We start from the raw sequence: 19,520 nt of genomic DNA on the forward strand, positions 1-19,520 counted from the left end.
TAACGCCCCGAGAAGGAAAGCCCTAACCGCCGCGGGTCACGACCGTCTCGACGTCCCGTCATCCTGACGAAAGTCAGGATCCAGAGTTACAAAGCGCGTCGTTCCTGGCTCTGGATCCTGGGTCGAGCCCAGGATGACGGATCTTTGGCAGTCCTGCGCGCTAAATCCCTTAAGCCGTCGGATAGCGCAGGCGGCCGACGAATCGCGACAGGCTGAAACCGTGTTCGGTACGCTTGAGGAACCCGGCCTTGGCCTTTTCGAACTGCATGATCCCGTTGATCCGGCGACCAAGGAACGCGCGCGTCTCGGCAAGCCCCTCGCTCTCGTCATCGAGAAACACCGTGATCGTCGACGCATACACGCCGAGCAGGATCGTCCGCTTGGTGTAGTAGTTATAGTCGGTCGCGACGTCGCCGGCCGCGCGCCAGATCGTGTCGACCGTCCGCCACCCAAGCCGCGTCGCCTTCGCCAGATTCTGTGGGAGCGCGAGGATCGCCAGCGCGCGGCGCAGCGACTCGCGGTCGATCGACGTCGCTTTGAGCCGTGCCTCGACCAGCGCCGTGATCTTCTCGCGGACCTTCATCAGCGCCAGCCTCTCTGGCGGCACCGCGGCGAGCATGACGCTATCGATATGCGCGAACCACGCGTCGATCATGTCGACCGGCCCGTCCTTGAACGCGAGCGCGGCGATGTCGGTGTCGATTCCCTGGGCCTGCGCGGCCATGTCGCGCGCGGCATCGGTCCAACCGTCGAACGCCGCGTTGGCGGCGATGCCGGGGGCGAGCTTTGCGCGGATTTCGTCGAGCGTAAGGTCCTGGGTCATACCGTCTCCTGCCGTTCAAAATCAGGCGTATCAAGCGCGTCTTCAAGAGGGAGCGCGATCGGGGGCGGTCCCCGGCGGACGAGCACTAGCGCGACCGCCACCATCACGACGCCGACCAGATCGGCCGCGCCGAGCCGTTCGCCGTACACCAGCCAGCCGACCACGCCGGCGACCACCGGCTGGATCAGCAGGGCGATGCCGATCACCAGCGGCGTGAACCGCCCGAGCGCATATATCATCAGCCCTTGCCCGAGTACCTGGCTGCACAAGGCAAGCCCGATCAGCGGCCCCCAATGCGCGGGCAGCACGCGCTCGCCCATCGCCAGCGCGAACACGAGCAGCGGCACGATCCCTGCCGTGGTCGCCAGCGTCAGCGCCGACAGCGGTGCAAGCGTCGCCCGTGCGCGCGCCATCAGGACGAAATAGACGGTGTAGAGCAGCCCCGCGAGCAGGCAGAACAGATCGCCCGCCAGGTTCTTCGCATCGAGCTGATACGACCGCCCGAGCAGCAACGCACCGCCCGCCGCCGCCAGGGCCAGCGCGAAACCTTGCGTCCGCGTCGGCCAGCTGCGCGCGATCAGGAACCCGTAGATCGGGAAGATCAGCGTCGCGACGTTGCCGAACAGCGTGGCGTTGGCGAGCGTGGTGCGCAGGATCCCGAGATGCCAGGTGCCGAGATCGGCCGCGAAGCACACCCCGCCCGCGAGCAGCCCCACCCACAATTTCCACCCGAGCCGGACCGGTCGCGCGCCCTGCTGGACCGCCAGCACGACCAGGAACGGCACCGCCAGCGTCAGCCGCCAGAACCCCGCGGCCACCGGCCCGACCTCGGTCGCGCGCACGAACCACGGCCCGAACGCCAGCGCGACGTTCGCCACCACCAGCGCCACAAAGGCGATAAGTCCCGGCGCAGCGACACTGTTCGCCTCCGTCGTCAAACCGCGCGGCGTATCGGGCGCGCTAGATAATCTTTGCGGGTCGGGGCGATGCATGCCGCGCTGTAGCCTCCTATCTTCCCCCCGTCAGGCCAATAAGGAGCTTCCATGCCTAGCCTATTCGATCCGATTACCCTTGGCGCCGTCGACGCGCCGAACCGCATCATCATGGCGCCGCTCACGCGTGGGCGTGCCGACAAGGATGCCGTTCCGACCGACATGATGGTCGAGTATTATACGCAGCGGGCGAGCGCCGGCCTGATCATCTCGGAAGCCACCGGCATCAGCCGCGAAGGCCTCGGCTGGCCGTTCGCGCCGGGTCTGTGGACCGACGCGCAGGTCGCCGCGTGGAAGCCCGTCACCGACTCGGTCCACGCCGCTGGCGGCCGGATCGTCGCGCAGCTATGGCACATGGGTCGCCAGGGCCATTCGTCGGTGTACGAGACGCAGCCCGTGTCGTCGTCGGCAACCGCGACCGAAGGCCAGGCGCACACGTTCGAGGGCAAGAAGGATTTCGAGGTCGCGCGTCCGCTCGAGACCAACGAGATCCCGCGCCTGCTGGCCGACTACGAGCTGGCGACCAGGAACGCACTCGCGGCCGGCTTTGACGGCGTGCAGATCCACGCGGCGAATGGCTATCTGATCGACCAGTTCCTGCGCGACAACGCCAATTTCCGCACCGACGAATATGGCGGCTCGATCGAGAACCGCGTTCGCCTGCTCCGCGAAGTCGCCGAGCGCGTGATCTCGGTCGCAGGAGCTGACCGCACCAGCGTCCGCCTGTCGCCGAACGGTGATTCGCAGGGTGTCGACGACAGCAACCCCGAGCCGCTGTTCACCGCCGCCGCCAAGGCGCTATCCGACCTCGGCATCGCGTTCCTCGAACTGCGCGAGCCCGGCCCCGACGGCACGTTCGGCAAGACCGATGTGCCAAAGCTCAGCCCGGCGATCCGGAAAGTGTTCAAGGGCGTGCTGATCGTGAACTCGGATTACGATACGCTGGAAAAGGCGCAGGCTGAGCTCGACACGGGTGATGCCGATGCGATCAGCTTCGGTCGTCCGTTCATCGCGAACCCCGACTTGCCCGAGCGTTTGCGCACCGGCGCGCCGCTCGCAAAGGACGATGCGAAGACGTGGTACAGCCAGGGTCCCGAGGGCTATATCGACTACCCCGCGCTCGAGACTGCGAACGCCTGACGACGGGCGACGCTCGATCCTCCCCCGCAAGGGGGAGGTGGCAGGCGCCAGCCTGACGGAGGGGGAGGCCCGCGCAAACCGTCGTTCCGTGTCCTCCCCCTCCGTCACCTTCGGCGACACATCCCCCTGGCGGGGAGGATCGTGAGGGACGACCCCCTAGTCACCCGCGCCACCATCGCCTAGCAGCGCGCCTCCGCGTCGTACGGCGCACCGGTGACGACAGGATGTGTAATGAGCGACGGCTGGCCGAGCGGCGGCAGGGGAACGGGGCCGCTCATGCCCGGCACCGCCGACCGTGCCGCAAAGTGCGCGGAGGAGCGTGCCAACGGCCGCGAGCAGCGCGCGAAGGAGCGGCTTGCCGCGTCCGAACAGCGATCCGAATCGCGTGCCGCACAACGTGACCTCCAATCCCAGGAGCGCGAACGCGCCCGCGAAAGCCGGCGGATCGAGGAGGATCAGCGGATCAAAGCGCGGCTCGATGCGCCGCCGACCAACGACGTCGAGGCGCTGAAGATCTCCAAACGCCGCCGTTCGGGCGCGCTCGCGCGTAGTGGCGCGGAGTCAAAGACCGACCGCGACACGCGCAGCTACAAGACGATCGTAGATACTGCCAGAATCCGCACGCTTGCCGATCGAGGCGCGTCCTTGTCGGGGCTCGCTGGCGCGTTCGGCATCACGATCGAAGAGGTCGAGGCGGCGTTGCTCGAGACCGCACCGCAGGACTGAAAGCCCGTCAGGCGGCGTGGCCGTCGCCCGCAAGCCATGCCTTCGCCTCGTCGATATCGAGGAAGGTCCGGCAGTTCTCGGCCTTCAGATAGCGTTCGGTCTGGAACTTGGCGAGATGCGAGGCGACCACTGCTGCGATCGGCGCGGACGTCACCTTGAGCGCCTTGGGCATCATCGCCTCCAGCGCATCGACCACCTTCAACGGCTGGATCGCCGCCTTGCGCAGGTCGGCGAGCACGACGAACCGGCCGTGATACAGGCGAGCAGCGGTGCCCCGCGCGAGCAGCTCGGCGGAGAATGCCGCAGTCGTCGCTAGCGACCAGAACCCTTCGGTAACAATGGTGAGCGTCTTGGTCGGAACGTCGAAGGTAATCGTGTACATACTGATCTTCGTTAAGCGCCGCATCTTAACGATATGCTGTCGTTCGGTTCAATCGGTGCCCGGCAGGTCGACGTGGAGCCGGCGAAAGCGTGCCTCGATCAGGCTGTATGCGCCGAACAGCGCCAGACCGATCCCGGTCAGCATGAGCAGCCACTTGCCGCCCGGTTGCGATTGTAGTCGTTCCAAAGCCTCCGCCACGCCGCCTGCGTCGCTGGCATGCGCGGTCCAGGCGGCGAGGCCAAACAGCCCTGCGACGATCAGGAACACGAGCGCGCGTGCGCCGTAGCCGATCCGGCCCATCGTGCAGACATAGCCGGGGGCGGGGGCATCGCCGCGCAAATCGTGGATGAAGTCGCCGCGCCAGGCCTTCTGCGCCTGCTGGAAACCTGCGACGAGGATCCCGATCGCGACGGCGCCGACCAGAACGCGTCCCGCCGGCTGGTCGAGCAGCAATGCCGTCCAGTCGCGTGCGCTTTCATCGCCGGGCGAAACGGCAGCATCGCGTGATCCGGTCTTCATGGCGAGCTTGGCGGCGGTCCAGGCGAGGATCAGATGCGCGATCCCGCTGACGACATGGCCGATCCGCCTGAGGCTGCCCTTGGCATCGCGACCGATCTGCTCGGGGTTCGCCGCAGCCTCGGTCAGTCGCCAGATCGCATAGCCGAGCAGCCCGGCGGCGACGATTCCGAGCAGCACCGGCCCGAGCGGTCCGCCTGCCATCGATCCGATCGCACCTTGGTTGTCGGCGATCTCGCCACCGTGCAGCGCCGCATCGACCGCGAACCATCCGACGAGGATATAGACCACCCCGCGCGCGGCAAAGCCGAGCTTGGCGAGCAGCGTCGCATTCGCATCCGAAATCATGATGGCCCCTTTGTTACGGGGGCATAACGGCGCGGCGGTCGCGACGTTCCTGCGGTGGGGCGGCGGAGAGTGCGGCGTCCGCCGCTATTTTAGGATTTGTCTCCCCGCGAGGGCGGGGATCCAGACTGGGCTCCCGCCTTCGCGGGAGAACAAGGAAGGGCATCGTGCCGCACGACGCCACTCAAACGATCCTCCCCCTGGCGGGGAGGATCGCAGGCGCGGCGTTCGCGAAGAGAATTTCGAGGGACAACGCTGAGTACCACGCTCATCCTTAGTCAGGGGAAGGGTGACGTTGAGGTTATTCCGGAGGTTTGTCGGGTGCGGGGCTTTCTAGCTTTGCATCATCCAGCGTCCTGTCCATCCGAGCCTTCACAGCCGCTTCCGCTGCCTTCTCCGCGGCCGTCCGTCCAAACACCCGCCGGTTCCGATCCGCGCGCACCGCGGCATCGGCCCGAGCCCGCTGCTTCCGTGCAAGCCGCAGGTTGATTACCTCACCCACGCGCCCATCTCACGCGATGAATCGGTCCTTCAACGCCAGCATTGCCAGCGCCGCGTTCGCCGCACCACCACCCTTGTCGCCCTCGGTCGGACGCGCGCGTAAGCGCCTGCGCCTCGTTCTCGGTCGTCAGGATGCCGTTGCCGACGGCCAAGCCGTCCATCGTCAGCTGCATGATCCCGCGTGCGCTCTCGCCCGCGACGATCTCGAAATGATAGGTCTCGCCGCGGATCACGACGCCCAGCGCGACATACGCGTCGAACGTCTCGCTCTCGGCCGCCAGCGCGATCGCACCGGGGACTTCGAGCGCGCCGGGCACGGTGATCGTCTCGTGCGTGTGACCGGCGGCTTCGATCGCGGCCTTCGCACCTTCGACGAGGAGGTCGTTGAGATGATCGTAGAACCGTGCTTCGACGATGAGGAGATGGGCCATTAGTTGGAGCTTTCTTCGGTATCCAGGGAAGCGATCCGCCGCTCACCGACGATCGACAGGCCGTAGCCGTCGAGCCCGACCAGCGTGTGGTGCGTGTTGGTGATCAGCACCATGTCGTGGACGCCGAGTTCGGTCAGGATCATCGCGCCGACGCCGTAGTCGCGCAGTTCCTCCATGTCCGGGGTGATCTCCGCGCCCGCCTTCTTCATCACCGCGGAGGTGAAGGTATTGCTGCGCGGACGGTTGATGACGACGATCACGCCGGCGCCTTCGTCGGCAATCATCTGCATCGAGCGCGCGAGGATGCGGCCCCGGTCACCCGATTCGCCGAAGATGTCCGCGAACGGCGACAGCGCGTGCATGCGGACGAGCGTCGGCTTGGCCGGGTCGATCTTGCCCTTCACGAGCGCGACCTGCTCGGTGCCGGTCGCCTTGTTCCAGAACGTCAGCGCGGTCCAGTCGCCACCCCATTCGGAGGTGAACTTGGCCTCGGCACGCTTCTCGACGAGGTGATCGTGGCGGCGGCGATAGGCGATCAGGTCGCGGATCGTGCCGATCTTGACGTTGTGGAACTGCGCGAAGGTGACGAGGTCGTCCATCCGCGCCATCGTGCCGTCCTCGTTCATGATCTCGCAGATCACCCCGAGGGGTTGAGCCCGGCGAGCCGCGCGACGTCGACCGCCGCCTCGGTATGGCCGGCGCGGATAAGCACGCCGCCGTCGCGCGCCACCAGCGGGAAGACGTGGCCGGGGGTGACGATGTCCGGCTTGCCCTTGGTCGCATCGACCGCCACCGCGATAGTGCGCGCACGATCGGCGGCCGAGATGCCGGTGGTAACGCCTTCGAGCGCCTCGATCGAAACGGTGAACGCGGTCTCGTGCCGGGTGCCGTTGTTGCGGCTCATCAGTTCGAGCCCGAGTTCCTCGGTGCGGTCGCGGGTCAGCGCGAGGCAGATCAGGCCACGGCCGTATTTGGCCATGAAGTTGATCTTCTCCGGCGTCGCCATCTGCGCGGGGATGACGAGGTCGCCCTCGTTCTCGCGATCCTCGTCGTCGACCAGGATGAACATCCTGCCATTGCGCGCCTCGTCGATGATCTCTTCGGGGCTCGACAGATAGCCGTGCTTCAGACGGGCAAGCTCAGCGGGCAGAGGCACGGTAATGCTCCATTCTTTGGAGGTAGCGGGCGAGGACGTCGATCTCGATGTTGACCGACTGTTCCACGTGGATCGTCCCGAGCGTGGTGACGCTCCAGGTATGCGGGATGATGTTGAGGCCGAACTCGACCTCTCCATCGATGTCCTGAACGGTGTTCACGGTGAGCGAGACGCCGTCGACGGTGACCGAACCCTTGGGCGCGATGAACGGCGCGATGTCGGCGCCGGCACGGATCGTGACGCGGTGCGAGCCGCCTTCCTCACTGACCGCGACGACGGTGCCGAGGCCGTCGACATGCCCCGTGACGATGTGACCGCCGAGTTCGTCGCCGAGCTTCATCGCGCGTTCGAGGTTGAACTTCCGGCCTTCGGTCCACTGGTCCTCGGCGGTGCGGCTGATCGTCTCGCCGGAGACGTCGACCGCGAACCAGCTGGGGCCTTTATCGACGACAGTCAGGCAGACGCCCGAGCAGGAGATCGACGCGCCGAGATCGACGGTGGCGGTATCATAGGCGGTCGCGACGACGACGCGCGTATCGCCTGGTGACTCCACGCGCGTAACGGTGCCTATATCGGTGACGATTCCGGTGAACATTATGCCTCGTTTCGTTCGCGCTCGTAGACCTCGAGCCTGTCCATGCCAAGTTGCCGCGCATCGACGACCGCCCAGCGACCATGCGCTTCGGTCAGGTCGGTGAGGCCGATGTCGCGGAGTGCGTGTTTGCCGCCGCCGATCAGGATCGGTGCACGGTAGAGGAGGATACGGTCGACCAAGTCCGTGGACAGGAACGCCGACGCTACGGCCGCGCCGCCTTCGACGAGGATGTGGTCGGTATTGGGGAGGGTGGCGATGTCAGAATGGGAGGGGATGACGGTCCAATTTGCGTGGCCATCTGCTCCAACTCCTCGCTCCACGATCATTCCGTCTGCAATCGTTATTTTGTCACCCGCCCCAATTCCGTCACCCCAGCGAAAGCTGGGGTCTCCCCGTGAGGCTCCGTCGTGGCCGGCAACGGGGATATTCCAGCTTTCGCTGGAATGACGGGGGAAGGGGAGGGGGAAACGGTAAGCTTGGTCGACAGGAGTACGCGCTTCGGCGCGCGCTCTTCCAAGCCCGGCAATCGCACGTCGAGTCGCGGTGCGTCGGCCTCGTACGTGCCGCGCCCGACGAGAATCGCTTCGTGCCGACTCCGTTCGAGATGGGCGTGCGCCCGCGCCTCCGGGCCGGTGATCCAGCGACTCGATCCGTCCGCCATCGCGATACAGCCGTCGAGCGAGGTGGCCAGCTTCAAGGTGACATGGGGGCGGCCGAGTGCCTGCCGCGTCAGGAACCCCGCCATCGAACGACGGGCCTCGTCCGAGCGAATGCCGCGCGTGGCGATGATGCCTGCCGCTTGAAGCCGCGCGAACCCCTGGCCGGACGTTCGAGCGTCGAGATCCTCAAGCGCTGCGACAACGCGCGCAACGCCAGCCTCGATCAGAAGCTCGCTGCAGGCCGGCCCGCGTGACGATTGATGTGCGCAGGGCTCGAGCGTGACGTAAGCCGTGGCCCCCTGTGCTTTCGCACCGGCCTCGGCCAGCGCCATTGCCTCGGCATGCGGACGACCACCCGGCTGCGTCCAGCCGCGTCCAACGACGCGCCCGTCGCGCGCGATCACGCAGCCGACATTGGGGTTGGGCGCCGTTCTGCCGCGACCGCGCTCGGCGAGCGTCAGTGCAGCCCCCATCCAGCGCGAGTCGGTCAGATTCCCATCGCCTTGAGCTTGTCGTCGAGTCGCTTGAACGAGGCGCGCTGCGCATCCTCGCGGGCCTTCTGCTCGGCGAGCGCCTTGGCCTTGATCGGCGCGTCGATCTTTTGCTGCGCGACGATCTGCGCGTCGGTGCGATCCGCGGGCCATTGCTCGACATAGATGATCTTCGGGCGATATTCCTTCTCGACGTACGAATCCTTCATGAACGCGTAGATCAGGAAGCTGGTGACGCCGAGCGCGGCCACGAGAAAGATGAGTTCGTACGGCCGGCGCTGGCTGAGGAAAAGCCGCAGGTCGCGATAGGCGACGATCGGCGTGAAGCGACTGAAAAAGCCCATGCGCGCCAAGATAGGGGGACGGAGCCGGCTAGGCCAGCCCCGCGCCCCTTAAGCTTTAGTTCTGGAGGACAAACGTCAGCGCCATCGATCGCCATGCCTCGACCGGAACGCCGTCGCGCGTCGCGGGCTTGAACCGCCACTTGGCCAGCGCCCGGTCCAGCGTCGCGCGGTAGAACGCGTCGGTGGTCGCGCTGACCCGCTCGACCTGTTTCACCCGGCCGTCGGTGCCGACGAGCACGCGGACGACGACGCGACCCTCGCGTTCGGCGCGGCGTTCCTCGGATGGATAGCTCGGCTGGAAATCGGCGGCGTAGCGTGGGTCGATGCCCGGCTGGACGAACACGGGGGCAGGCTTGGGAGGATCGACCGCGACAGTGCCTGTTCCGGTGCGTTCGATCCCGATTGGCGGCGTGTAGGGGATCGGATCCGGGGCGACCGTAAAGCCGTCGGTTTGCGGTATCTGCACTATTGTGATCGGCGCATCGGGACGCGGCGCGGGGCGCGGTTGCTGGCGGATCAGCGGCTCGGCGGGCGGGGTTGGCTCGGGCGGCGGTGGCAGTGTGTATGGCACGTAGGTGACGAGCGGCTTGTTGGGCACGAATGGCAGCACGTTGGGCGCCGCGAAGAACAAGGCTCCGATCACCGCGCAGTTGATAGCCAGCGCGACGCCGAGGCTCCCGGGATTGAATCCGCCCGTCCGGTTTGGTCGATCCGCGTACATGGTTCGTCTCCCCTGTTTCTCTTCGAGGATGGCGGCGAGATAGGTACCGCCGGGTGGGATGGTACATCATTACATTTCAGAGGCAAGGGGTTGGGGAGGTAGGGACGGGGCGTACGCTGACCGATTGGCGTCTGATCGGCGCCAGTGACGTTTGCGACACGGCGGACACGGCGGACACGGCGGACACGGCGGACACGGCGGACACGGCGGACACGGCGGACACGGCGGACTGGTCTGACGTGCCGGTTCGGCCAGTTGGGCAGCACCTATCGTCGATACATCCACCACCCCGGCGGAGGCCGGGGCCCAGTTGGGGGACGTTGCTAACTGAACCCGGCGCTTCGTTACTGCGACCCTTCCAACTGGCCCCGGCCTTCGCCGGGGTGGTGCTTGGGAAGGGTTGGGCTTCCCTATCGCGACGAGGGATGATCCGATTCGCTCGGATCGACCGCCGGCCCGCCCTTCTTGTTCTCCCGCGAAGGCGGGAGCCCAGACTGGACTCCCGCCTTCGCGGGAGAACATGCTTTACGGGTCGAACTTTGTCGGTGACCGCGAGATCACCGCGCTGCGAGTCGCTCCAAAGCCCGCTCCCGTCCGATCAGCGGCAGCAGCGCCGCCATGTCCGGCCCATGATCGCGGCCGGTCAGCGCGCGCCGCAACGGCAGGAACAGCGCCTTGCCCTTCCGCTCGGTCTCCGCCTTCAGCCGCGCAGTCAGCGCGTGCCAAGGGTCGCTCGACCAATCGATCTCCCCCGCCGCTGTCAGCGCCTGATCGAGATACTCGGCCTCCACGTCGCCCTCGACCACGATCGGTCCCTCAATCACGCCCCACCAATCCGCTGCGTCGGCCAGCGTCACGAGGTTCGGCCGCACCGCCTCCCAGGCCGCCACATCCATCCCCTCGGGCAACCGCTCAACCACCGCTTCGAACGGCAGCGCGTGTAAAATCCGCGCGTTCAGCGCCGCCAGTTCCGCCTCGTCGAACCGCGCCGGCGCTCTTCCGAACCGCGCGAAGTCGAACCCCGCGATCAGCGGCGCGGCGTCGGCGATCGGCTCGACCGGGTCGCTCGTCCCGATCCGCGCCAGCAGCGCGCGGACCGCCTGCGGCTCGATCCCGACCTCGCGGAAATGGTCGACGCCGAGCGACCCGAGCCGCTTCGACAGCTTGCCCTCCGCGCCGGTCAGCAAAGCCTCATGCGCGAACCGCGGCGGCGCGACGCCAAGCGCGGCGAACATCTGCAACTGGAGCGCGGTGTTCGACACGTGATCCTCGCCGCGCACCACATGCGTCACGCCCATCTCGGCATCGTCGATCGCCGACGGCAGCATGTACAGCCACGATCCGTCCGCGCGCCGGATCACCGGATCGCTCATCGTCTTCGCCTCGAAATGTGCCACGCCGCGGATCAGGTCGTCCCACGCGATCGCCGAGTCGTGATCGAGCCTGAACCGCCAGTGCGGCTTCACGCCGTCCGCCTCCAGCTTCGCGCGCGCCTCGTCATCCAACGCCAGCGCAGCGCGATCATAGATCGGCGGCAACCCGCGCCCAGCCTGGATCTTGCGCTTCAAATCCAGTTCCTGCGTCGTCTCATACGCCGGATACACGTGCCCGCTGGCGACCAGCGCCGCGAACCGCGCCTCGTACAGAGCGAACCGCGCGGACTGCCGTTCCTCCGCATCCGGCGTCATCCCGAGCCAGTCGAGATCGGCGCGGATCGCGTCGACGAAGCGCTCTTCGCTGCGCTCTGGATCGGTATCGTCGATCCTGAGCACGAACTTCCCGCCTTTTGCTCGCGCGAACATCCAGTTGTGGAGCGCGGTGCGGATGTTGCCGACATGCAGGCGGCCGGTGGGCGAGGGGGCGAAACGAGTGATCACGGTCATCCCGCCGCTGTACGGAGCGGCGCGGCGACGGGCAAACCCTTCCACCAACGGAAAGCTGCGCCTAAGGGGTGCGGAATATCGAGCGGGAAATAGCTTCATGAAACTGATGACCGGCAATTCGAACCTGCCGCTGGCGCAGGAAATCTCCGCCTATCTCGAGATTCCGCTGACCGACGTCAGCGTGCGGCGGTTCGCGGACGAGGAGGTCTTCGTCGAGATCAACGAGAATGTCCGCGGCGAGGACGTGTTCGTGATCCAGTCCACCGGCTATCCCGCCAACGACAATCTCATGGAATTGCTGATCATGATCGACGCGCTGAAGCGTGCGTCGGCGCGCCGCATCACCGCGGTGATCCCGTACATGGGCTATGCGCGGCAGGACCGGAAGCCGGGCCCGCGTACGCCGATCTCGGCCAAGCTAGTCGCCAACCTGATCACCGTCGCTGGCGCGAACCGCGTGTTATCGGTCGATTTGCATGCCGGCCAGATCCAGGGATTCTTCGATATCCCGACTGACAATCTTTATGCGGCCCCGGTGATGTCGGCGGACATCCTCGCGCGGTTCAAGGGCAAGAACCTGATGGTGGTTTCGCCCGACGTCGGCGGCGTGGTCCGTGCGCGCGTGCTCGCCAAACGACTCGACAACGCGCCGCTTGCGATCGTCGACAAGCGCCGCGAGCGTGCGGGTGAGTCGGAGGTGATGAACATCATCGGCGAGGTCGAGGGGCGCTTCTGCATCCTGATCGACGATATCGTCGATTCGGCGGGGACGCTGTGCAACGCGGCGGCGGCGCTGAAGGAAGCGGGTGCCGAGGACGTGGTCGCTTATGTCACGCACGGCGTGCTGTCGGGCGGTGCGGTGGCGCGAGTCGAAGGCTCGGAGCTGCGCGAATTGGTAATCACCGACTCGATCGGCAACCACGACGTCATCAAGGGCGCGCATGGCAAAATCCGCCATCTCCAGATCGCGCCGCTGCTCGGCGAGGCGATCAAGCGGATCGCGGACGAGACGAGCGTGTCGAGTTTGTTCGACTGAAGACGGACGCAGGCGCGGCAAGGTCCGCGCCGGTGCTCGATAGTGAGCAGCGTCCGGATCGGCCGTCGGTTCGGGAACACCGAACCGACCGACGGCGGCTTTGCCGACGTCCCTAGCTATTTTCCTGCGAACGCAGGAATCCAGGGTAACCAAAGGCGGGGCAGAGCAATTCTGGGCCCCTGCGTTCGCAGGAGAACAAGCTAGCGTCCTATCGCTGGCTCAGCGCAACGATGTGTTCGAACACCGCAGGGTGCAGCGGCTTGGCGAATGCGCAGCCATATTTGAACTTGTCACGCCACGCGACCACCGCCTCCAGCGCCGCCAGACCCGGCAGCGTCAGCCACACCACGGTCCCCGGCCACAACGTAAAGCTAGTCTCCGCGCGAAATCCCGAAAGCGACAGGTCGGTCACCTCGATCTCGAATCGCGTCTGGCCCCGATCACGCAGATGCGCACGCATCTTTACGGCCTTGCGTAGCGCCTGACGGAGTTCCTCGCCCTTCGGTTCGGCGGGGGGATGGGGACGGGCTGTGTCATGTCCGGGACACTGCTCCCCAAGTGGTTACCAATCTCCAAACGCCTTACGATTCGGCAGCTTGAGATGTAGCAGCACGCGACTTTACCGGGGCGCGGATGCCCGCACGTGACCGACGCTTGAGTTCGGCCTTCAAATCTTCTGGCTTGGGTGCAACCAAGAAGCCGAAGCTGACATTGCCCTCCTTCGTCTCGACGACGTGGTGGAGCCGGTGCGCCTGGACGATCCGCTTCATGTATTTCGACTTGGGCAGATACCGGGTCGGAATGCGCTGGTGCACGATCACGTCATGGAACCCGAAATAGATCGCGCCATAGGCCGCGATTCCCGCGCCGATCCACGCGAACCCCGGCCACCAGCCGAGCTGCACGCCGCCGAGCAGCAGCACGAACGACGGCACCGCGAAGATCGCCGCGTAGAGGTCGTTCAATTCCCAATTGCCATGGCGCGCACGGTGGTGGCTTTCATGCAGGAACCAGCCGAAGCCATGCATCACCCAGCGGTGCGCGGCATAGGCGAACGCCTCCATGCCGATCACGGTCCGAGGAACAGCAGGATGCCGAGCCAGATCGCCATGCCCTGCATATAGGGGCGGTAAGGCGCGACGGCGAAAGGCGAATTGTCCCAAGAAAACCAGATCAACTCAGCCCGATAAGCGTCTATTGAGAACGAGACGCAAGTGCATATGCCTTAAGGGTGGATTTGCTGGCCGCCCTGTGCTTTACGCCCAACCAATTCCCGAGTTTCCTAAAAATTGCGTGGAGCCTTCCCGATGAACATCCATGAATACCAGGCCAAGGAACTGCTGGCCAAGTTCGGCGTCCCCGTGCCTGCCGGTTTCGCGGCACTGACCGTCGAGGAGGCCGTCGAGGCCTCGAAGAAGCTTCCCGGACCGCTCTATGTCGTCAAGGCGCAGATCCACGCCGGTGGCCGCGGCAAGGGCAAGTTCGTTGAGCTCGGCCCCGACGCCAAGGGCGGTGTCCGCCTCGCCAAGACCGAGGACGAGGTTCGCGCGGCCGCGACCGACATGCTCGGCAACACGCTCGTCACGATCCAGACGGGCGACGCGGGCAAGCAGGTCAATCGCCTGTACGTCACCGACGGCGTCGACATCGACAAGGAATTCTACCTCGCGCTGACGCTCAACCGCACCACCGGCCGGGTGATGATGGTCGTCTCGACCGAAGGCGGCATGGACATCGAAGCCGTCGCACACGACACGCCCGAGAAGATCCAGTCGATCGACATCGACCAGGCGACCGGCTTCATGCCGCATCACGGCCGCGCCGTCGCTGCTGCGCTGAAGCTCACCGGCGATCTCGCCAAGCAGGCCGCGAACACCGCGTCGAAGCTGTATGACGCGTTCATGGGCACCGATGCCGAGCAGATCGAGATCAACCCGCTCGCGGTCACCAACGACGGCAAGCTGATGGTGCTCGACGCGAAGGTTGCGTTCGACGGCAACGCGCTGTTCCGCCACAAGGACCTGCTCGAACTGCGCGACGAGACCGAGGAAGATCCCGCCGAGCTCGAGGCGTCGAAGTACGACCTCGCCTATATCAAGCTCGATGGCGACATCGGCTGCATGGTCAACGGCGCCGGTCTGGCGATGGCGACGATGGACATCATCAAGCTCAACGGCATGTTCCCGGCCAACTTCCTCGACGTCGGCGGCGGCGCCAACAAGGAGAAGGTGACGGCGGCGTTCAAGATCATCCTCGCGGATCCGAACGTGAAGGGCATCCTGGTCAACATCTTCGGCGGCATCATGAAGTGCGACATCATCGCCGATGGCATCGTCGCCGCAGCGAAGGAAGTGAACCTCTCGGTGCCCCTGGTCGTCCGCCTCGAGGGCACGAATGTCGAGAAGGGCAAGGAGATCCTCGCGAACTCCGGCCTCGCGATCGTCCCGGCGAACGACCTTGGCGATGCAGCCAAGAAGATCGTCGCAGAGGTGCAGAAGGTCGCGGCCTAACCGCTACCAACTGCATACTGATTGTGCGAAATTGGGGCCTGGACGGAAACGTCCGGGCCCTTTTTCGTTGGTATCACGACTGGTCGGACAGGTGGATCGGCGTGACGCTACGGCATGGTGATGTTTCCATACCGCACTTGCGAAAACGACGTAAAACAGCCATCTGTCGCGCCAACGCCGCCGGGTAACGCCGTCAGCGAACGAACTATATCCACCTTGGAAGGAATCCCGATGAAGGTGCTGGTGCCGGTCAAGCGCGTGCTTGACTACAACGTGAAGCCCCGCGTGAAGGCGGACGGAACGGGCGTCGATCTGGCGAACGTCAAGATGAGCATGAACCCGTTCGACGAGATCGCGGTCGAAGAGGCCATCCGCCTCAAGGACAAGGGCGTGACCGAGATCGTCGTCGTCTCGATCGGCGAGCAGAAGAGCCAGGAAACGTTGCGGACCGCGCTCGCAATGGGTGCCGATCGTGCGATCCTCGTCGTCAGCGAGACCAAGGTCGAGCCGCTCGGCGTCGCGAAGATCCTCGCCAAGATCGTCGAGGAAGAGAAGCCCGACCTCGTCATCCTCGGCAAGCAGGCGATCGACGACGACAACAACCAGACCGGACAGATGCTCGCCGGCCTCCTGAACTGGGGCCAGGGCACGTTCGCGTCGAAGGTCGAGATCGCCGACGGTTCGGTCAACGTGACTCGCGAAGTCGATGGCGGCGCGGAGACGGACACGCTCAAGCTGCCCGCGATCATCACCACCGATCTTCGCCTCAACGAGCCGCGCTATGCGTCGCTGCCGAACATCATGAAGGCGAAGTCGAAGCCGATGGCGCAGAAGACGCCGGCCGATTTCGGCGTCGACGTGACGCCGCGCCTGACCACGCTGAAGGTGGTCGAGCCCGCCAAGCGCTCGGCCGGGATCAAGGTCGCCGATGTCGACGCGCTGGTCGGCAAGCTCAAGGAAATGGGAGTCGCCAAGTGAAGACGCTCGTCTGGGTCGAACATGACGGTCAGGCCGTCAAGGATGCCACGCTGTCGGCGGTGACTGCCGCATCGCAGCTCGGCGAAGTCCATCTGCTGGTTGTCGGCCAAGGCGTCGACGGCGTCGCTGCCGAAGCCGCCAAGATCGCCGGCGTCGGCAAGGTGCACGTCGCCGACGGTGCGGCGTTCGCGCATGCGCTTGCCGAGAACGTCGCGCCGCTGATCGTCGAGCTGATGGGCACCCACGATGCTTTCGTCGCGCCGTCGACCACGCACGGCAAGAACATCGCGCCGCGCGTGGCCGCGCTGCTCGACGTCATGCAGATCAGCGACATCCTGTCGGTCGAGAGCGAAGACACGTTCACGCGGCCGATCTATGCCGGCAATGCGATCGCGACGGTGCAGTCGACCGACGCGAAGAAGGTCATCACGGTCCGCGGTACGGCATTCGCCAAGGCTGCGACCGAGGGTGGCTCGGGCGAGATCGAAGCGGTCGCGTCGACCGGCGACAAGGGTCTGTCGACCTTCGCCGGCTCAGAGATCGCCAAGAACGAGCGTCCCGAGCTGACCAGCGCGAAGATCATCGTCTCGGGTGGCCGTGCGCTCGGTTCGGGCGACCAGTTCCACGCGATGATCGATCCGCTGGCGGACAAGCTCGGCGCCGGTGTGGGTGCCTCGCGCGCCGCGGTCGATGCGGGCTATGCGCCGAACGACTATCAGGTCGGCCAGACCGGCAAGATCGTCGCCCCGGAAGTGTATGTCGCGGTCGGTATCTCCGGCGCGATCCAGCATCTCGCGGGGATGAAGGACTCGAAGGTCATCATCGCGATCAACAAGGACGAGGACGCTCCGATCTTCCAGGTCGCGGACATCGGCTTGGTCGGCGATCTGTTCAAGATCGTGCCGGAGTTGACGGCGAAGCTGTAGGCAACGCCGCTTCGCAAGGCGAAGCCAAGCGCAACAGCAAGCCCGGCCGGCGGCGCTCCAGCGCCGACCGACGACGCGGGATTTACTCCCGCGGCGCGTGCCAAGAACGGGCGGTGTGACTTGGTCGCGCCGCCCGTTCTAGTGTCTGCCGAACGTACAGGTCTGCCGACGCCGAACCGATACGCGACAAAATGAGGTCTATTCGCACCCATGCAAGCACTACCCCGGCGGAGGCCGGGGCCCAGTTGGCGACGTTGCTCATGGAGCGTAGCGCTTCGTTACAGCAACCTTTCCACCTGGACCCCGGCCTTCGCCGGGGAGGTGCTTGTAATATCGGAGGGCTCTGCGTCGAAAACCAAGCGCGTCAGCCGAAGTCTATACCCTGCCGCCTACCAACGAACCCCGGAAGGGCTGACCTTCTGATCGCGATGGTTCCCGCCGCCAGCCAGTTGCCGCCCACCGCACGCCTCCCCAATTACCCAGCATGTACGGCGCCCACTCGAACCCGCGCGACCGCCTGATGTCCGCGGCCAGCGCGGCGCTACTCTGCGCCGTCATCGGCTATGCACTGGTCCTGGGTCTCGGCGTGAGCATCCCCGGCACAATCCCCGACGCACTGAAAACCTTCGCCGTCGGTCCCACGCCTCCACCGCCGCCGCCTGAAAAGATCATCCCCCGCCCCGCGAAAAGCCACCGTCCCGAAGGTACAGCGTCCCCTGCGAACCTGCGCTCGAAGGCGACCGAACTCGTCGTCCCCAAGCCGATCGTCCCCCCGATCGTCCCGCCACCGCCGGTCATTGCCGCATTCAAACCCGGCCCCGGCAGCGACGCCACGACCGGCGCCGCGCCAGTCCCCGGACCGGGTACAGGCGCTGGTGGTGAGGGGAACGGCACCGGCAGCGGTCGCTCCGGAAATGGCGACGGCGACGGTGGCGACGAAACCCCGCCCCGTCTCCTGAAAGGCCGCTTCAAGAACAAGGATTTCCCCAATGCGGAGGCGGTGATCGGCGCGGGCGGGATCGTCGGCGTGCGCTATACGGTCGAGACCGACGGCCAAGTCACGCACTGCCTGGTCACGCGTTCCAGCGGCAACGCGGTGCTCGACGCGACCACCTGTCGCCTGATCGAGCTCCGCTTCCGCTACCGCCCCTGGCTCGACGCCGCCGGCCGCCCGGTCCGCTCGACCGTCGTCCACAACCAGGAATGGGTGAACCAGCTCGATCCGTCGTCACGCGGTAATTGAAGCCTACCGCACCAGCCGCCCGCCACTAAGCACACGCGCCAACGCCGGCGAAACCGTCATCAATCCCCGCCCCAGAACGATCGTGACTCCAAGCACCAGCAATGGCTGCACCAGCAGATACGCCGGATACAGCCCTGCTCCCAGCGCGCCGGTAGCCAGCCCGATCATCGGCCCGAACAACCACAACAGCACCAGATGATCGCAAAAGGCTAGAAACCCGTAGCGTTCAGCCGCCCGCAGTCGATCCGCGACACCGCTCCCCGCGAGCGCCCAGGCCACCCGCCAGAACAGCACCGCCGAGGCAAAACGAAACAATATGTCGAACGCCGCGATCGCATGCGGATGCGCGTCGAAGAAGACGTTCCCCAGCAACGCGGTCCAGAGTCGCGGCGCCATCAGCGCTATGAACGGCAACGCACACACGGCGACCGGCCACCCCGCCACCCGTTCCGCCACGCCAAACCGCCGCGCGGCGATCCCGGCGGTAAAGAACAGCAGGATCTGCGGTCGCAACAGCAGCGGGACATGCACCCCGGACACGCCCCACACGACCACGATCAGCGCGACCAGCGCCAGCCAGATACTCGACGCGCGCACCAGTAGCGGCCCGAGCATCATGCAGACGAACAGATCGCGTAAGAACGGCATCTGCACGTTGATGTCGTTGGCGTGGACGAGCGGCACGAGTTCGTTCAGCGTCCAGCCGATGCTTGACGGCGTCGGTGCCTTCAGCTCGCCGAACGTTGCTGCCGCCCCGACCAGCACAATCGCGATCGCATTCCACAGGACCATCGGGAGCAGGATCGTCCGCGCCTTGCCGAGCAGGAACGGGCCGTAACTTCGGCGCGTCGCGGTCGAGACCACCAGCCAGCCCGAGATCATGCCGAGCAGCGGCACCGCGCTGCGCCCGAACATCTCGCTCAGCACGGTACGGAGAACCGCCTGCCAACTGAACGCGACCGCCGCCAGCTCTTCCGCGGTCCGCCCGGTCCAGGCGTGGACATAGACGATCCCCATGATCCCGGTCAGCCGCGCGATCGCGATCGCGGTGGAGAGGCGGCTGTCCGCCCCGCGCGCCGTTCCGGCCGTTCCCGTGTCCAATTACGCCCCTCCGTCTGCGTC

At 65.9% G+C, this 19,520-nt stretch carries 19 protein-coding genes and 4 pseudogenes; 7 read left to right on the forward strand and 16 right to left on the reverse strand.

All coding sequences use genetic code 11. The features are described from left to right. Positions 1-169: 169 nt before the first annotated feature. Complete coding sequence (locus tag QP181_RS14985) at positions 170-823, reverse strand: COQ9 family protein (RefSeq protein ID WP_333929039.1); 654 nt, start codon at positions 821-823, stop codon at positions 170-172. Continuing rightward, positions 820-1,815, reverse strand: coding sequence for a DMT family transporter (locus QP181_RS14990; RefSeq protein ID WP_333929040.1), 996 nt, complete (start codon positions 1,813-1,815; stop codon positions 820-822). The genes QP181_RS14985 and QP181_RS14990 overlap by 4 nt, the downstream gene beginning before the upstream one ends. Positions 1,816-1,866: 51 nt before the next feature. Here QP181_RS14990 and QP181_RS14995 point away from each other — a divergent pair, with 51 nt between their 5' ends. Then, a complete protein-coding gene (locus QP181_RS14995) occupies positions 1,867-2,955 on the forward strand; it encodes an alkene reductase (protein ID WP_332755944.1) in 1,089 nt (362 codons plus the stop codon). A 231-nt stretch (positions 2,956-3,186) separates the two neighbouring features. After that, positions 3,187-3,681 (forward strand): hypothetical protein, encoded by a 495-nt coding sequence (locus QP181_RS15000; RefSeq protein ID WP_333929041.1) that lies wholly within the window; start codon positions 3,187-3,189, stop codon positions 3,679-3,681. Between the two features lie 7 nt (positions 3,682-3,688). Here QP181_RS15000 and QP181_RS15005 read toward each other — a convergent pair whose 3' ends face one another. The 11 genes and pseudogenes from QP181_RS15005 to gltX all read right to left on the reverse strand — a co-directional run bounded on the left by QP181_RS15005 (position 3,689) and on the right by gltX (position 11,705). Then, a complete protein-coding gene (locus QP181_RS15005) occupies positions 3,689-4,063 on the reverse strand; it encodes a hypothetical protein (RefSeq protein ID WP_333929042.1) in 375 nt (124 codons plus the stop codon). Between the two features lie 48 nt (positions 4,064-4,111). Further along, positions 4,112-4,927 carry a DUF1206 domain-containing protein gene (locus QP181_RS15010; RefSeq protein ID WP_333929043.1) on the reverse strand — a complete coding sequence of 272 codons (816 nt, stop codon included), beginning with the start codon at positions 4,925-4,927 and terminating at the stop codon, positions 4,112-4,114. 298 nt (positions 4,928-5,225) lie between these two features. Beyond that, positions 5,226-5,426: a DUF4169 family protein gene (locus tag QP181_RS15015; protein WP_333929044.1), complete on the reverse strand. Its 201-nt coding sequence runs from the start codon at positions 5,424-5,426 to the stop codon at positions 5,226-5,228. A 9-nt stretch (positions 5,427-5,435) separates the two neighbouring features. After that, a pseudogene (gene ribH, locus QP181_RS15020) lies at positions 5,436-5,856 on the reverse strand (6,7-dimethyl-8-ribityllumazine synthase). Next, positions 5,856-7,012, reverse strand: a pseudogene (ribB, locus tag QP181_RS15025) (3,4-dihydroxy-2-butanone-4-phosphate synthase). Before ribB ends, ribH begins: the two co-directional pseudogenes overlap by 1 nt. Beyond that, the gene (locus QP181_RS15030; protein WP_277984307.1) at positions 6,996-7,607 is read right to left on the reverse strand and encodes a riboflavin synthase; all 612 of its coding nucleotides are present in this window, start codon (positions 7,605-7,607) and stop codon (positions 6,996-6,998) included. The pseudogene ribB and the gene QP181_RS15030 overlap by 17 nt, the downstream one beginning before the upstream one ends. Continuing rightward, positions 7,607-7,873, reverse strand: a pseudogene (locus QP181_RS15035) (dihydrofolate reductase family protein); the annotation flags it as partial. The pseudogene QP181_RS15035 and the gene QP181_RS15030, both read right to left, overlap by 1 nt. A gap of 74 nt (positions 7,874-7,947) precedes the next feature. Further along, complete coding sequence (gene ribD / locus QP181_RS15040) at positions 7,948-8,739, reverse strand: bifunctional diaminohydroxyphosphoribosylaminopyrimidine deaminase/5-amino-6-(5-phosphoribosylamino)uracil reductase RibD (protein ID WP_333929045.1); 792 nt, start codon at positions 8,737-8,739, stop codon at positions 7,948-7,950. A 14-nt stretch (positions 8,740-8,753) separates the two neighbouring features. After that, a complete protein-coding gene (locus tag QP181_RS15045; RefSeq protein ID WP_132735029.1) occupies positions 8,754-9,101 on the reverse strand; it encodes a hypothetical protein in 348 nt (115 codons plus the stop codon). 55 nt (positions 9,102-9,156) lie between these two features. After that, the gene (locus tag QP181_RS15050) at positions 9,157-9,822 is read right to left on the reverse strand and encodes a TonB family protein (protein WP_333929046.1); all 666 of its coding nucleotides are present in this window, start codon (positions 9,820-9,822) and stop codon (positions 9,157-9,159) included. Between the two features lie 557 nt (positions 9,823-10,379). Next, positions 10,380-11,705, reverse strand: a complete 1,326-nt coding sequence (gltX, locus tag QP181_RS15055) for a glutamate--tRNA ligase (RefSeq protein WP_333929047.1) — start codon at positions 11,703-11,705, stop codon at positions 10,380-10,382. A 97-nt stretch (positions 11,706-11,802) separates the two neighbouring features. Between gltX and QP181_RS15060 the strand changes: the two genes are divergently transcribed. Further along, entirely contained in the window at positions 11,803-12,741 is a 939-nt protein-coding gene (locus tag QP181_RS15060; RefSeq protein WP_132735034.1) for a ribose-phosphate pyrophosphokinase, read from the forward strand. 208 nt (positions 12,742-12,949) lie between these two features. Here the strand turns inward: QP181_RS15060 and QP181_RS15065 are convergent, their stop codons facing one another. After that, entirely contained in the window at positions 12,950-13,201 is a 252-nt protein-coding gene (locus tag QP181_RS15065; protein WP_333929048.1) for a pilus assembly protein PilZ, read from the reverse strand. A 121-nt stretch (positions 13,202-13,322) separates the two neighbouring features. Next, positions 13,323-13,852 (reverse strand): annotated as a pseudogene (locus QP181_RS15070) (sterol desaturase family protein). Positions 13,853-14,048: 196 nt separating this feature from the next. Between QP181_RS15070 and sucC the strand changes: the two are divergent. The 4 genes from sucC to QP181_RS15090 all read left to right on the forward strand — a co-directional run bounded on the left by sucC (position 14,049) and on the right by QP181_RS15090 (position 18,398). Beyond that, the gene (gene sucC / locus QP181_RS15075) at positions 14,049-15,251 is read left to right on the forward strand and encodes an ADP-forming succinate--CoA ligase subunit beta (protein WP_056053980.1); all 1,203 of its coding nucleotides are present in this window, start codon (positions 14,049-14,051) and stop codon (positions 15,249-15,251) included. Between the two features lie 231 nt (positions 15,252-15,482). Beyond that, positions 15,483-16,229 carry an electron transfer flavoprotein subunit beta/FixA family protein gene (locus QP181_RS15080; RefSeq protein WP_056064107.1) on the forward strand — a complete coding sequence of 249 codons (747 nt, stop codon included), beginning with the start codon at positions 15,483-15,485 and terminating at the stop codon, positions 16,227-16,229. Next, a complete protein-coding gene (locus tag QP181_RS15085) occupies positions 16,226-17,155 on the forward strand; it encodes an electron transfer flavoprotein subunit alpha/FixB family protein (RefSeq protein WP_333929049.1) in 930 nt (309 codons plus the stop codon). Before QP181_RS15080 ends, QP181_RS15085 begins: the two co-directional genes overlap by 4 nt. Before the next feature lie 520 nt (positions 17,156-17,675). Further along, positions 17,676-18,398 (forward strand): energy transducer TonB, encoded by a 723-nt coding sequence (locus QP181_RS15090; protein WP_333929050.1) that lies wholly within the window; start codon positions 17,676-17,678, stop codon positions 18,396-18,398. A gap of 3 nt (positions 18,399-18,401) precedes the next feature. On the opposite strand, the gene QP181_RS15095 is transcribed toward QP181_RS15090, so the two are convergent. Continuing rightward, on the reverse strand, positions 18,402-19,499 hold the full coding sequence (locus QP181_RS15095; RefSeq protein WP_333929051.1) for an acyltransferase family protein: 1,098 nt from the start codon (positions 19,497-19,499) through the stop codon (positions 18,402-18,404). Positions 19,500-19,520 lie beyond the last annotated feature (21 nt).

The sequence above is a fragment of the Sphingomonas sp. LR55 genome, from assembly GCF_036856015.1.
In the GTDB taxonomy this organism is placed as follows: domain Bacteria; phylum Pseudomonadota; class Alphaproteobacteria; order Sphingomonadales; family Sphingomonadaceae; genus Sphingomonas.